8 protein-coding genes are annotated in these 14,401 nt (G+C 59.6%); 4 read left to right on the top strand and 4 right to left on the bottom strand.

Features of this window, described 5'->3' with window-relative positions; all coding sequences use genetic code 11:
• Window positions 1-66: 66 nt before the first annotated feature.
• On the bottom strand, window positions 67-1,200 hold the full coding sequence (locus ACVIW0_RS28450; RefSeq protein ID WP_461355368.1) for a glycosyltransferase family protein: 1,134 nt from the start codon (window positions 1,198-1,200) through the stop codon (window positions 67-69).
• Window positions 1,201-1,670: 470 nt separating this feature from the next.
• On the opposite strand from ACVIW0_RS28450, the gene wecB reads away from it, so the two are divergent.
• Genes wecB through ACVIW0_RS28430 form a run of 4 tightly spaced genes read left to right on the top strand, consistent with a single transcriptional unit; the run spans window position 1,671 to window position 7,046 of the window.
• Window positions 1,671-2,888: a non-hydrolyzing UDP-N-acetylglucosamine 2-epimerase gene (gene wecB / locus ACVIW0_RS28445; RefSeq protein ID WP_461357446.1), complete on the top strand. Its 1,218-nt coding sequence runs from the start codon at window positions 1,671-1,673 to the stop codon at window positions 2,886-2,888.
• A gap of 33 nt (window positions 2,889-2,921) precedes the next feature.
• The gene (locus ACVIW0_RS28440; RefSeq protein ID WP_461355367.1) at window positions 2,922-5,108 is read left to right on the top strand and encodes a GumC family protein; all 2,187 of its coding nucleotides are present in this window, start codon (window positions 2,922-2,924) and stop codon (window positions 5,106-5,108) included.
• A complete protein-coding gene (locus ACVIW0_RS28435; RefSeq protein ID WP_461355366.1) occupies window positions 5,101-6,093 on the top strand; it encodes a glycosyltransferase family 2 protein in 993 nt (330 codons plus the stop codon). Before ACVIW0_RS28440 ends, ACVIW0_RS28435 begins: the two co-directional genes overlap by 8 nt.
• The gene (locus tag ACVIW0_RS28430; RefSeq protein WP_461355365.1) at window positions 6,090-7,046 is read left to right on the top strand and encodes a WecB/TagA/CpsF family glycosyltransferase; all 957 of its coding nucleotides are present in this window, start codon (window positions 6,090-6,092) and stop codon (window positions 7,044-7,046) included. The genes ACVIW0_RS28435 and ACVIW0_RS28430 overlap by 4 nt, the downstream gene beginning before the upstream one ends.
• 1,003 nt (window positions 7,047-8,049) lie before the next feature.
• Here the strand turns inward: ACVIW0_RS28430 and ACVIW0_RS28425 are convergent.
• The 3 genes from ACVIW0_RS28425 to ACVIW0_RS28415 form a co-directional block, all read right to left on the bottom strand.
• On the bottom strand, window positions 8,050-9,579 hold the full coding sequence (locus tag ACVIW0_RS28425; protein WP_461355364.1) for a calcium-binding protein: 1,530 nt from the start codon (window positions 9,577-9,579) through the stop codon (window positions 8,050-8,052).
• 472 nt (window positions 9,580-10,051) lie between these two features.
• Window positions 10,052-11,431 carry a caspase family protein gene (locus ACVIW0_RS28420; RefSeq protein WP_461355363.1) on the bottom strand — a complete coding sequence of 460 codons (1,380 nt, stop codon included), beginning with the start codon at window positions 11,429-11,431 and terminating at the stop codon, window positions 10,052-10,054.
• A gap of 13 nt (window positions 11,432-11,444) precedes the next feature.
• Window positions 11,445-14,399, bottom strand: a complete 2,955-nt coding sequence (locus ACVIW0_RS28415; RefSeq protein ID WP_461355362.1) for a hypothetical protein — start codon at window positions 14,397-14,399, stop codon at window positions 11,445-11,447.
• Between the last annotated feature and the right edge of the window lie 2 nt (window positions 14,400-14,401).

The following is a 14,401-nucleotide window of genomic DNA, read 5'->3' as shown; positions in this document are numbered from 1 at the left end:
AACAGGCCGTTAACCATAAAATGGCGGAAATGCCCGCATTGATCCGCATCACGTGAGACGACGTTTTTAAGCGGCTGCCGGGAGATCGAAGGATTCGGCCATCTGGCGCAGGCGGTCGGCTCGCGCGCTCATCTGGTCGGTGTGAGCAATGCCGAGGACGTCGAAGACCGTCTGTATCCGGTAGAGCCAATCATGCCTGAGCGCGGCTTCCCGCACGTTAGCGACCTGAACCGCGCGCAGTCGCGCAGGGTCTGTGTTGAGCTCTTCGAGGATCCGACAGATGTCAGGCGAATCGAACGGCACATGAATGACAGCATCGGGCCAGTCGAACTGGCGCGCAAACTCTTCGGTGCGCGGCGCTTCACCAATCATCACCGCTCCGGCTGCTGCTCCTTCATAATAGCGTGCGGAGATCTCGTCATGGCCAGCCGTGAACTCCGGGTTGTTGACGTGGCTGCGATTGGCAATGAAATAGCGGCTGCGCTGCAGGATATTCGCAATCATGATGCGATGCTCTCCCGGATTGTCGACCCGGAATGTCCTTTCCTTCCGGTTCGAACCGCTCGCGGCCACAGTGTCGTAGTAGTAGAAGAAGCGCTCTCGCTCGGCGCCGGCCAGCAACGCGGCGTGAGTCGTCTCCGAACGGCGTCCGATGTTGCACACAGCAATCGATCGCGGTTGCGCGGGCTTCGGCGCAAACCGCTCCACGTCGACCGCCAGCGGCAGATAGCTGCACGGTCGGCCCGCTATCCGCGCGATGCGTGGAACGCAGTGATGCAGTCCGACGAATATATGATCAAATCCGGACAGGAGCTCGACCAGATACTCCGGGATGTCGTCCGCCCAGACTTCAGTGATAAAGCATGCCGCTTTGCGACACCGTTTGCGCCAGTCGGGTATCGCGGCGAGCGCGTGAAGTTGATAGGCATTGCTGAAGACCGGGAAAAACAGTTCGTAATCGCGTTGCAGCCGCAGCCGCGGCGGATACAGCGCCAGCGTACTTGCCAGCTTGGCCGATCCCGAGGTGAAGCGTGCCAGTTTGTAGATTCGTCGCGCGAATTCCAGTGCCGCGCGATCCTGAACATCGAAACGATCGGCACCCGTCATCGCCGCCAGATTGTCCTCGAATTCATAGCTGAGGCAAAACGCGACCAGGTCGGAAATCCGACGCTGCGAGAGGAGTAGAACCTTGCCTTCCACGAGGCGTTGTCTCCGACTTGCTAGATGCCGGGGCGTGCCGGCAACACAACCTCCGCATTTCCTCGACCGGGAGCGGATCGCCACGTCCAATGGCGCCAAATGAACATAGTCCACATACGCCCATTCAATTACGTTGAGTCCAAGTTTTATTGAAATTGGCTAATGCGAGTGGGCTCATTGCGCGCCTCTTGGCATTCGGGCCAAGCGGTAGCGAACGCTAGTGCGGGATTGCTCGACGAAGACTGTGAGCAGGACAACCACTGAGTGCGCGTTAACTCGAAAAAGTTAAATCTGGAACCGCACGATAGCGCTCAGCAGTTCCGACAATTAGCTATAAAGTTCATTAAATCTGCCTGCAGCCCAAGTGGGCGATGAATGCGTCGGGAAATTCCGGTAGCGTGCCGCATCATTTCGGAACGGAAAAGATTTTCAACAAAGCAAATTCTTGAACACGGGCAGCGTTGGGCGTGATGCGTATTCTTAGCGTGTTTGGTACTCGTCCGGAGGCGATCAAAATGGCGCCGCTTGTGCTGGCGCTGGGCGAAGCAGCGGGAATCGATGCGCGCGTCTGCGTAACGGGCCAGCATCGTCAGATGCTCGACGATGTGATGTCGGCCTTCTCGTTGAGCGCCGACTACGACTTGAACATCATGCGACCCAACCAGTCGTTGAGCGAAGTGTTCAGTGCGGTCATGGCTGGAATCGATCCGATCATCGCTGACTACAATCCGGACTTCGTTCTTGTACAGGGCGACACCGCAACCAGTACGGCGGCCGCGCTAGCCGCCTTTTTCCGGTCGGTCAGTGTCGGACACGTCGAGGCGGGATTACGAACTGGCAATCTCATGAGCCCATGGCCGGAGGAGGCCAATCGGCGGGTCACTGCCGTCGTTACGACGCGGCATTATGCACCGACGCTGCGGGCACGTGCGGCGCTACTGAAGGAAGGTTATTCGCCGGACGCCGTCATAGTCACCGGCAATACCGTGATCGACGGACTGCTTCGCATGGCCGCAAATATCTCTCAACCGGGCACGCTTCGACGGTCGCTTGAGAGGAAATACTCATGGCTCGATACCTCCAAGCGACTTGTTCTCGTGACTGGACACCGGCGCGAGAGCTTTGGATCCGGGTTTCGGCAAATTTGCGAGGCATTAAAGACGATCAGTCGGCGGGATGATATCCAGATCGTGTATCCCGTTCATCTGAATCCCAACGTACGCGGGCCGGTATTCGATCATCTGCGCGATGCGCGTAATGTCTTCCTGATCGAACCGCTTAACTATCCCGAGTTCGTCTACCTCATGACGTGCTCGTATCTCATACTTACCGATTCCGGAGGAATTCAAGAGGAAGCGCCGGCGCTTCGCAAACCTGTGCTCGTCATGCGGGATACGAGCGAGCGCATGGAGGCAGTCGACGCCGGCGTAGCCCGCCTGGTTACCACTGATCCGGCTCGCATCGTCGCAGGCGTAGAGCGCTTGCTCGATGTGCCGGCGGAACACGAAGCCATGTCTCGCGGCGCCAACCCGTTCGGTGACGGTCGTGCAAGCAAACTCATCGTGCATGATCTTCTGAATGTCGGTCGGCCGAAGCATCCGGTCGAACAATTAGCGAGCGTCAGTATCTTGTCCGATGCCGAGATGCATTCGCGGGCGGTATCACCGCTCTCTCAACCGACGCACTGAACAAACGAAGCCATGGACACAAGAAGCAATCAATTGGCCATTCCTGAATACGGCAAGCTGCTTGCTGAAGAGTACGCTGCGCCTGCGGCAGGCCGCCCCGCGTTCGGCTTGTGGGAGATTATCGACGTTCTGCGCCGCGAATGGCGGTTGCCCCTTGTCGGACTGCTGATCGGACTGACGGTGGCCGTCTCTGCTCTTTTCGTCATGAAAGCGCCTTACAAGAGCAGTGCCCGTATCCTTATCGATCGGAGTCTCAATCGTTATCTGCAGACCAACAAGATCGTAGATCAGCCGACGATGGACGAGGTTGAGGTCGGCAGTCAGCTCTATGTCCTTTCATCCGACAAAGTGTTGCTTCCGGTCATTCGCTCGCTGGGATTGGCCGACGATAGCGAGTTTGGTGGCCGCTCTGCGCTTGCGAGCTCCGCCGACGGGAGCACCGGCACGGCGGCTTCGACGGCGGCCGCTGAGCGGGCGGCTCTCGAGACTCTGTTGAGACGCGTGACAATTGCACGTGAGGATGTTGCGAACGTCATCAATGTGACGGTCGAGTCGCAGAGCGCGGAGAAGGCCGCCAAAATCGCCAACGGCATCGTGGATAGCTATCTCGCCTCCTTGCAAGACGCAAAATTCAAATCAACGCAGAAGGTCAGTGCGTGGCTGCAGGAGCGGCTGATCGAATTGAAGAAGCAGGTGGCCGATGCGGACAAGGCCCTCCAGGACTTCAAGACGGCCAACAGCCTCAGCAGCACCGGCGCGCAGGATACCGAACTCCTGGCAAGTCTGAATACCCAGCTGATGAATGCCAAGTTCGCCGCCGTCGAGGCAAAGGAACGCCTCGACCGTATCAAGCGGACCGAGGCGAACGGAATTCCGTCTGCCGTGTCGACGGATGCACTGTTCAATGACAAGCGAGCGGCTGTCATCAACTTCGCGCTAAATAACAGCGAGCTTGCCCGCCTCCGTACGCAGAAGCGCGATCTTGCGTCTCGCCTTGCGGAAATGGAAGCTCGCGTTGGGAAGAAGCACTCGGCGGTCGTCAAGCTTCGGGCGCAACTCAACAGCATCGAAGCCGCCATCCAATCCGATGAGGGGCGAATTACCGATTCCTACGCCAGCGAATACGAGGTGGCCAAGGCACGGCAGACGGAACTCGAAGGCACGGCCGCAAAGCTTTCCGCGGAAACTGGAAGCCAGCTGCGTGAACTCGAAAGCGCCGCCGAGGCGCTGCGTAATCTTTATAGCGGCTTCCTGCAAAAGCATAAGGAGATCGAAGCGGCGCAGGCGGAGACTCTTCCAGCCCAGAGTGCGCAGATCATCACAAGAGCAGTTCCGCCGCTGACAAAGAGTTCAAAGAAGACCCTAATCGTAGCGGCAGGCAGCACGTTTCTCGGTCTGCTTCTCGGTATGGGCTGTGCCTTCGGTCGTGAGTGGATGGCGGACGTGCTCCGTACGCCAAAGGCCGTCGAACAAGTGACAGAAACGCCTTGCGTCGGGCTACCGTTTGTCTACGCCGGTCAATTGCCAATCGAGGAGCACGTCCTTGCTGCCCCGTTCTCGCGTTTCGCGGAAGGTCTTCGCAATGTGAAGGCGATGCTCGATCGGTCACCCGCCTCGGCCGGGAGCAAAGTTATCGGTGTCGTGTCGGCGGTTGCGAAAGAGGGAAAGACGGTGGTTGCCGCCAATCTTGCCGCACTCATATTGTCCTCCTCCGGAGCCCGCACGCTGCTGATCGACGCCGACCTTCATCTGAGGAATCTCACGACTGCACTGCTCCCCGATGCGAAGGTTGGGCTTTTCGAGGCGCTGGAAGAGCCCTCCCGCCTTAGTGAGTTTGTTTCCAAGCGGCCGCATTCGGGGCTGGATGTCCTGCCAAGTGCGTGCGCCGTCAGAATTCCAAATGCCGCCGAACTCCTGGGTTCGCAAGAAATGGAAAATCTGCTTGCCGTTGCGCGGAAATCCTATGACTACATTGTTGTGGAAGTGGCGCCGATCATGTCGGTCGTCGACGCAAAGCTGATCGAGCGGTTCATCGACGAGTTTGTCTTCGTTGTAGAATGCGGGCAGACCAAGCGTACGAGCGTGCTCGAAGCCTTGTCGGTAACGCAGCTGATCCGCGACCGCGTGTCGACAATCGTGCTCAACCAGATTGATCCTCTCGAGCTTAAAACCATCGAGGCGAGAAATGGGGTCAGGTCTGAAGGATATTACCGTGAGTAGACCTGTGGACGAGCTTAACACCACCTCGGGGGCTCCGCGCAGGTATGTGCTGGTTTCGCCGTGCCGTGATGAGGGGGCCTACCTCCGACGCACGCTGGACAGCGTGGCTGCACAATCGGTGCCGCCGGGGCTGTGGATTGTCGTTGATGATGGATCCACTGACGAGACGCCACAAATTCTGGAAGAGTACGCGGCGCGGTTGCCCTATCTGCGTGTCGTGCGCCGGCAAGACCGAGGCCACCGGCGTGTAGGGCCTGGGGTGATTGAGGCGTTTTATGATGGTCTTGATCATGTGTCCCTCGGCGACTTCGGCTATTTGTGCAAGCTTGATATGGATCTCGACTTGCCGCCTCGCTACTTCGAACTGCTGATGCAGCGGATGGAAGGCAACCCACGGATCGGGACCACTTCCGGCAAACCCTGGTTCGTCCATCCGCAGACCGGCGATCTTGTGCCCGAGGTCTGCGGCGACGAAATGTCGGTTGGGATGACGAAATTCTACCGGGTCGAGTGCTTTCAGCAGATCGGGGGGTTCGTACGACAGGTCATGTGGGATGGTATCGATTGCCACCGCGCCAGGATGCTGGGTTGGATCGCCGAGAGCGTCGATTCAGAACCAGTTCGATTCGTCCATCTTCGTCCGCAAGGGGCCAGTCACAAGAGCATCTGGACCGGCCGAATTCGGGCTGGTTTCGGCCAGTATTTCATGGGGACCTCGCCGCTCTATTATCTGGCGGTGGCGGCCTCTCGTCTTCGCGCGCACCCAATGTTCATCGGAAGCGTCGCGATGCTTTGGGGATACTTCAGCAGCTGGGTGAAAGGATTGCCGCGCTATAACGACCCCGAATTCAGGCGTTTTCTTCGCACCTACCAGCACGCGTGCCTGAGACTCGGTAAGCGGGCTGCTACGGCTCGGCTGGACGCCGAGCAGATGGCTCGGTGGCAAGCCAATCGGCGATCGCCGCAAGGGGAGCTGAGCAGATGAAGGCGAGCCTGCTGGGCGTCGAATTTGATGCGGTTACGCTGGATGAGGCGGCGAGGCGTTGTATCGATATTTGTCGCCGCTCCAACAATTCTCACGTCGTCATGACGATCAATGCATCGCATCTCTGCATGATGCGGCGGGATGCTGAATTGGCGCAGGCATGTTCCGCGGCCGACATGACGGTAGCTGACGGCATGCCGGTGGTTTGGGCAATACGCGCGTCAGGCCAGCATATGCCGGAACGCGTGGCCGGCATCGATCTGATGGAAGCGCTTTTGAGGGGTGCGGCTTTAAACGGACTTGCTGTCTATTTTCTGGGAGCACGACAGGAGGTCGTAGAAAAGCTCGCTCTCGACTGCGAGACGCGCTTCGCGCAGCTGAAGATCGCTGGTCTCCGGAATGGTTACTTCGGTCCGGACGAGCACGAAGCTATCGTCGACGAGATACGAGCGAGCGGCGCCCATATTCTCTTTATCGGCCTACCATCCCCGTTCAAGGAAGTTTGGAGCGAGCGCTATCGAGATCGGCTGGAAGTCCCCGTCATTCTGGGGGTTGGCGGCAGCTTCGACGTCTTGGCCGGCTTCGTCAGGCGCGCTCCTCGGCTATTCCAATCGCTCGGTCTCGAGTGGTTCTGGCGGCTGATGATGGAGCCGCGCAAATTATGGCGGCGATATCTATCCACCAACAGCGAGTTCATCTGGCTTGCGCTCCGCGAAGTCGTGGTGCGTAGGGCTTATGCCGCCCGGCGGCACGGACGACCAATTGCCGGATCGGCAAGCTCAGTGCGCAGCGACGGCCGAATAGTGAAGTCAAAACGCAGTGGGGCAGATCGGAGAGTTCTTGTTAGGCGAAGGAGTAACGTGCGGAATTTGCAGGTTCCGATACCCGATCGCCGCCGCGGTACAGAGCGACGTGTCTCTGAGCGTCGGGTGCGGACGTCTCTAGGGGATTGAGAAATAGTCGAATGACCAGTCATGATCAATCATCCGAAGCGGGCAGCTAAGCGAGTTGCTTCATGGCGCAGGCGCGGAAGGCATTAAAGTGATTAGACCGCCAAGCTGCACCGATTCTTTCGGGTACGATAAGGCAGACCAGCCTATAGTCGTTAAGCTGAAGCCTGATGTGTATGTATTCGGGTACGAGTTTTGCCACGTCCTGCAAACGCTTATTAAACACGGGTGCGTGCCCGTCGAACTCATCTATGAGGATGGGAGCGCGTTGATCTTTATTTTTGATCCCGATGAGAAGAAGACGGAACTTTGGTCAGGATCGTGGAGGTACGACAAGCCCAACATTTACTCCATCATGGATCCGGAGCATCGCGGGCTCGTGCGTCAATTATTTGAGACCACGGAAGCTTTTATTGAGTTTTCCAGGTCTCAATCCCCCCGAATTGAGCTGATCCCGGGGCAGATCCAAAAGATTTAAATGCACGACGCGGCGTTCTCCACGGCAACGGGTGATCATCGGGCCTACATCATAGGCGGGGCGCCGAAAAATCACTCGAGATCATCTGATACCAAGGTACTCCGTGACCTACGGTTTGGAGCAACCAGCCGGGGGAGACAGCTGACTGGTAGGCTTTCAGACGTTATCGGTCGCCTCTGGCTGATCTGAGGCCGCGCCGGAGTGCTGGACATCCGCTTTTGACCCTGGCTGTGTGAAAACGCCGTGCCGCTGTTATGATTCTCCTGTGATTCTTTTGTGGAATCGATGAGGCGCTTCGTTGAGGAGGCGGATCGTGGGCAATGGACGTTGTTTCCCGAATGCCTCGATGATTTCGTTGACGAGGGCACCCCAGTTCGGGTGATTGACGTATGTAAGCGTGAGGTCGCAGGTTCAATCCCATGCTGCGGGCACCACTCAACCAGCAAGTTTTCCTTGCCGGTTCGCTGTCATGGCTCATCGGGTAGAGCGCGTCCAGGCGCCCGGTTCGAGCCCTGGTGAACGCCCCCGCTAGCTGAACTTGAACATGCTCGCGTCGAGCTGCCCCGGCGCCACCCCGATCAGCCAGACGGCGCTGCCGGCTGCATCGGTGATGATCGTGGTGTTGATGCCAGCCGCATAGAACTCGGCCGCCTGCACATCGGCAAACGAATGCAGCGATGTGGCGACGAAGTTCATGAGGTCGTTGACGCCGTCGGCGTTGAAGTCCTGGACGACCATAACCTCCGGGATGGGAGTGCTGTCGCTGATCTTGAAAGTGTCGGAGCCGCCGCCACCCCACGCGTAGTCGACGCCGCCGCCGCCGCTGATGAGGTCGGCTCCGCTCCCCATCAGGAACACATCGACGTTACGGCCGCCGGTGACGGTGTCGCCCCCATTGGAGCCATAGACGTAGTTCTGGCCCCAGCCGCCGTAGATGACGTCGCCATCGGTCTCGCCGGAGGAAATGAAGATGTTGAGATCTTCGCCACCTGCCATGATGTCAGTGCCGGCGCCGCCGTAGAAGTAAATCGTGCCCTGGCCACCGTAGAGGTCATCGTCACCATTGCCGCCATACATGACGTTGACGTCGGAGCTTGTTGTGTCCACCCCGTCTCCTAAGAGAACGTCAGTGCCGTCTCCGCCGAACAGATAGTTGAAACCGGAGTCACCCCTGATGGTGTCGTTGCCGGCTTCACCTAGCAGAACGTCCGCGCCATGGTCGCCGAACAGCACATCATTGCCGCTCCCCGCATAGACGTAATCGTTGCCATCGTCGCCGGAGATGGTGTCGTTACCGTCTTCACCGAGCAGTACATCCGCGCCGGCGCCGCCGGACAACCAATCATTGCCGCTGCCCGCGTAGACATAATCGTCGCCGTCACCGCCATCGCAGTCATCATTGCCGGCGAAGCCGACGAGAACGTCATTACCGGCAAAGCCGGTAAGGGAATCGTCGGCGAGGCCGCCATAAATCAGGTCGTTGCCTGGGGTCCCGCGACCAATGATTGGCAGGTCGCTGGCGTTCAGAGTCATGTCCGCAAATTGCAGATGTTCGACGTTGGTCAGATCATCGAAAGAGGCGCCAAACACCCGGATATCAGTGCTGAAGTCCTCGACGATATAGTCGTTTCGGTTGCCCGAGAACACGACGGTGTCGTCCCCGGCGCCGCCGTCGATGCTATCGGGACCGGCTCCGCCGGCGATGGTGTCGTTGCCCGCGCCGCTCGACAAATGATCAGCATCGGACGAGCCGGTGATGCCGTCGGCACCCCCGAGGATGCCGGCGAAGAAGTGTCCGGGCTGGTATCCGAGGGTGATGTTAGTGATGCTTTCGAGCACTGTGGTCCCGTCGGCCGCGACATGATCGACCGATGTCAGCGTCGCCCAGGTCGGGTCGCTTGAAATCGTCAGGCCGGTCCCGTTGAGATAGGTAAAGGTGCCGTCGGCATTGGTGAAAATCAGCCGGGTCGATGTGGAGTTGACCGGGTCGATTGTACCAAGGGCATCGGCGCCCCAGAATAAATCCGTTGTTCCATGAAAAGCAGTCCAAATCGCCACGATCAACCTCGCGCCGCGCCTTCAATCTCAAGATGTAGTTACTGTGTCAACACAACGCGATCAAGTCGAATGTTGTCGTTCTGCCGGGCGCACGGCAAATGATGCCCGGGTCGCGTTCTCTGTGTCACCGAAAATTGGCAGTCCAACGGGTCCGCCACAGGGCGGCCCGAGTGGGACGATCGAGCGGAGGAGAGAATGGACTGATAAGCTTTCATACAAAAGCTTATCAGCGCCAAAATCGTCACGGCTGTTCGCCCATCGCATTTGCGTCCAAGCTATGGCGGTGACAACTGACCATGCGTTGTGGCGCCCTAGCCGCGCTGAAGATTGGCACGGTAGGTGTCATCAGGTTTGGCAGGAAAATGCGCAAAGTAACCTCTCGACTGATGGGCTTAAAAAAGGCCTATCAGTCGATGCCTGCGCTTGGCACGTGAGCGTCAGCCTGATCGACCGTCAACGATCAAACGTGCTGCTAGACGGGCACAAGCGGCGGTGATGCCATGACGCCATTTACGGAGATAGCGGGTGCAGACGCCGCGTCTGAGTCGGCTGTAGAAACCGCGTAGTTGTCCCATCGGCCTAGATCGAACGAGCTCGTAGTGCCAATTCGGTAATAAAGCTTGCTACTGTTGCGCAATGCCGCCCAAGCGTAGGATGGCAAGCTATATGTGGCACCAGTAAATCGCGACTTGACTTGTGGGTCGTTCCATGAGCCATAAAAGTTGTTGGCAGTTCGTTGTGCAGGATAACCAAAGCAGTTTGGATCGCTTGCAATCTCAAATACGTAGTACGGGTTTGCGCCTGGCTTCACGTTGAACACGGGACCGCGACTCTGCAAACGATCATAGGCCTGGGGGCCGATTACCACCGGACCTTGCTGCCCGGTCGGCGGTTTGGCTGGCTGACCCGTCGCCGACGTGCGCTCGTCTACCACAACGGTGAGTGGCTTTGAGTTGGTGAAGACATCATCGTCGACGCCGACCGTAAAGTAATTCGGTGTCTGTTCGGGCGGCATCAGCGCCAGGATCGCTTGATGGAACTGCGGCAGCGAGCCGCTGAAATTGCCGCCGTCCCAGACTGACAAGAGCTTCTCGGTAAAGAGCCCGTTGCTCTGGCCGTCCTGCGATTCCTGATTGTCCTGACAGCCCGAGATCAGGATCACCGAAGCGGTAATCTCGCCTCGCTTGCGGGTCCACTGCGCAGCTTCGTACATCGGCATGTCGCGCTCGAAGACATCGAGTGCGACCGAGGGAGGAATCGACCGCTTTCGCATCGCTGCAACGTCAGGGGCGGGACCGCGCGCACGCGTATTGGCAGCACGACCGTAAACGGACTTGAGGTTCTGTAGTCCGCGGCCCTGTGGGAAGATTGGAACCGCCTTGCGTTTCGACTGCGGCCATCGGATGCCGGTCGGGATGAACAACTCGCGAATGACGGTGCCGCTGTGGCAACTGTCCGAATAGACCTCGATGCGCACGTTGGCCGCAAATTGGCCCCACAGATTGTAGAGTTCGTGTCCCAGGACCATGCGGTCGTAAGCCACCCAGGTGTCGTCAAGACCGGTGGGCGAGTCTCCGGTCGTGTCCGGGACCTGGCCGCCGTGACCGGAATAGGAAATGACGCAGGTATCTCCGGACTGCAAATTGTACGCAGCCTGGCCGATGGCTCCGAGAATGGCGTCGGCGGTGGCCTCACCGTCGAGAAGCTTTTGCGTCGTGAAACCCTGCGACTGACAAATCGTCTCCATCGCATTGGCATCGTTGATGCAGCCGGCCAGCGTGCCCGCCCAGCCGTTGTACTTCGATGCATCGACGCCGTTCAAACCAATATGTAGCGAAAAGCCCTGACTCATAACACTCTCCATCTTAAAGAAGATCAGCGGTAATTCCGATGACGCTACCCTTGTTAAGGTCCCAACTGCGCCAGGCGGTCGTAAGCGTGCCGCTTGCTCGGGTCTCGACCAGCGCAAACTGCAGCGTCTGATGTGCCAGGTAGTCGTTGATCGGCAGCGTAAATGAAACGTCGGCCGTGCTGGCTTCGGCCAGACTGACAGTTTCGATGTGGCTGCTTCCCTCGAGGCGTGCCTGGACCGCAAGAGCAGTCAATTGGTGGTTAGAAAAATTGAGTTGATTGATGAATGTCACGGTGCTTGAGACGTCCTCGACAAACACATCAAGCTCCTCGATTGACGTCGCGGCGACCGCAGTGGCGTTGGCAAACGCCCGCGTGGTCGCCGGATCGACCTTCGCGGTCACGGTTGTCCCTGGCGCCAGCGTGGTGTTCACGGCGACAACCGTGTTTGTCCCGTTTGCTGTCGACGTCACGAGGTCAGTGACGTTCATGGCCTGCTGTGTAAGATTCGTAAGTGTCGTGGTATCGCCGTGCAGCGCCACTGTGACCGGTCCGGATTCGGGAGGTCCGATCACATTGCTGTCGACGATCAGCGCGGCGTTGACGCTGCTGCCGTCCGGCAGGGTGAAGGTAACGCCGCCCTGAATGCCGCTGCGATCGAGCACGGCGGTAAGCAGCGCGGCATTCGCCAACGGCAGGCTGAGGGTGATGGTAATTGCGTCGAGAACGGTGAGTGCTTGCGGCGTGCCCAATTCGGCCGGCAGCGCCCACGAATAGCTGGCGGTGGCCGCGACGAATGGATCCGTCGGATAAACGATCGTTGGTATGCTGCCCGACGGTGTCAAGGTAACAAGCTTCGCGCCGAGCTGCAGCAACGCCCCGGGAGAGACGTCCGGAATCAGTGTCGTGGTCAGGGCGTACCGGTTGTTCGCCGGATCGACGTCGAGCAGGCCGTACAGCATGATCATCGGCCGGAAGGCCTTGCTGCCGCTTCCAGCGCCGAAACGCCCGACCCGGTACGCGATCGGCGCGACCATGAACCGCCCTGGCTGTTGCAGCGAGCGAAACACGCGGAACGCCGGATCACGCAGCGCGGTAACTTCATCGAACGCCTTCAGGGCGGTTTCACCGAGCTTCAGGGAATCCTGGCAGCCGATCGCGGTAACAACCCCGGCGTCATAGCGCTGGAGATAGAAGTTCCCGTAGCTCGCACACGGTAGCGAAGCATCCGTGTTCTCCTCGCGTACCACCGAACGCGTCACCAGCGTCCGGTGCGGGCTGGTTGTTGCCGGGATGAGATGTGGCTGAATGTCCGCAGGCGGTATTGGCGTGACGCCAAGATGCGGAATGGCCGGTGTCGCTGGGGCCCGTCCACCAATCGAAGGACTCTCGCGGTCGAACTGCACCGACCCCGTCGGACTCACGATCTTGAGGTCCTGCTTGACCAGCGTCGGCCCGCGCACCTGCGCCGGCAGATCGTTGACGGTGGCCACCTTGGCAATCTGGTGGACCAGGCCGCCTCCGATCACGTGCAACGCCAGGGAGCTGTCAAAGATGTACTGGTAGGAGGTGAAAGCGTAGGAGACGACGACGAGCGGCGGCTCGCCGGTTCCGGGAAATGCCAATGCCGCATAGGTCAGCCGCACCCAGTCGTCGAGCAACGCGACCGTGATCGTGATCCGGTCGCCGGTCTGCGACACCGTCCCGGGAAATCGCTGGGATAGAGCCTCGCTGCTGCCGGCACGGCGATACGGGATCTGCAGCGCGCATGACAGATTCTGCAGCGGGACCGCTTGCAGCTTGCGTTCCGGATTGGCGGCGGCGGCGGCGGCCGTCTCTGGTGTCATCGCGGCCTTGACGGTGAGCCGCACGGTGGCAGTCAGTCCGGTTCTTGCGGTGCCGTCCGAGCCGAGCACCGAGCCGGTTTTTGCCAGCACGAAGGAAAACGTCGCGCTCGCGGCATTGTCGCTGGCCGCGGGCTTCATCAAGGTGAAGGTTGGCGCATACCAGCCGGCCTTCGGGTCGAGCGCATCGGGCCACCAATACGCGGCGACGTCGGACACCAGCGGGTAGTTCTGGGTAGGCGACTGGGTATCATCGAGGTGCAGCGGCAGCACGTGCATGTCGTTACCAATGAACGTATGCGCGTGCGCATTGAGAGCGATGCCCTGGCTCGTGGCGCCGCCCGATATCAGTGCGGCCGCCGAAGGCTGGGCCATGTGGCTTGGTGTCATGGCGAACGGTAGAGAGGTGAGCCGGTTGTTCATTGCAACAAGTGGCACCGCCGCCGGCGCCGCCCGCAATGCCGTATCGGCTCCCGGCAGGTTCTTCCGCAACGGCGGCACCCGGTTCGCGGTGCCGTCGGCATTCACGACCAGCAGGGACAAATAAACGTTGCGATCTAGGCCATCGAGAATCCCGCCCAGCAAAAGGTCGAGCGGCACGTCGTCGATCGGCGGACCGTCGACGATCTCGGTCATCAGCCGAAGCCGCGACGACCGCCGGTCGAACGCGTAGAGCACATCGAGCGCGGCTTCTGAAGGCAGAGACGTCGCGATGACGCCCTCCACCCGTGTCCCGAACAGATCGGCTCCGGCATATCGTGCGCGACCGGCACGCAGGCAGCACCGGCCGGCACGCACGAACAGCCTCCGGCAGGGTGCGTCGAGCCGCGAGGCGAGGGCCGCGATGTCCTGATCCGGGGTATCGAACGCAATCACCAGCGACAGTGAACCGCATGTCACCAGTGGCGCGATGGAGGCATCGTCGAGCGTCGGCATGCGCGACAACACCAGCGTCAATGCGACCCGCGGGCGGTCAGCAGCGTCGCGCGCCACTCGCGGATAGCCCGAGAGATGGTCGTAACCATCTCTCGTGCGCCGGACCAGGACCGATGCTGGACCAGGCAAATCAAGCCTGCTCCAGCCGGATGTCGTGCTCGCCGCGACGCGTGACCCAAGGGCAGACATGG

Source organism: Bradyrhizobium sp. USDA 4454 (assembly GCF_054822705.1).
Note: the sequence above shows the minus strand (reverse complement) of the source record. Positions and strands in the feature narration are given on the sequence as shown.

Bases quoted from the DNA above. Each gene is read 5' to 3' on its own strand.
- ACVIW0_RS28415 (WP_461355362.1), bottom strand. From the start codon at position 14,399: ATGTCTGCCCTTGGGTCACGCGTCGCGGCGAGCACGACATCCGGCTGG.
- ACVIW0_RS28420 (WP_461355363.1), bottom strand. From the start codon at position 11,431: ATGAGTCAGGGCTTTTCGCTACATATTGGTTTGAACGGCGTCGATGCA.
- wecB (WP_461357446.1), top strand. From the start codon at position 1,671: ATGCGTATTCTTAGCGTGTTTGGTACTCGTCCGGAGGCGATCAAAATG.
- ACVIW0_RS28430 (WP_461355365.1), top strand. From the start codon at position 6,090: ATGAAGGCGAGCCTGCTGGGCGTCGAATTTGATGCGGTTACGCTGGAT.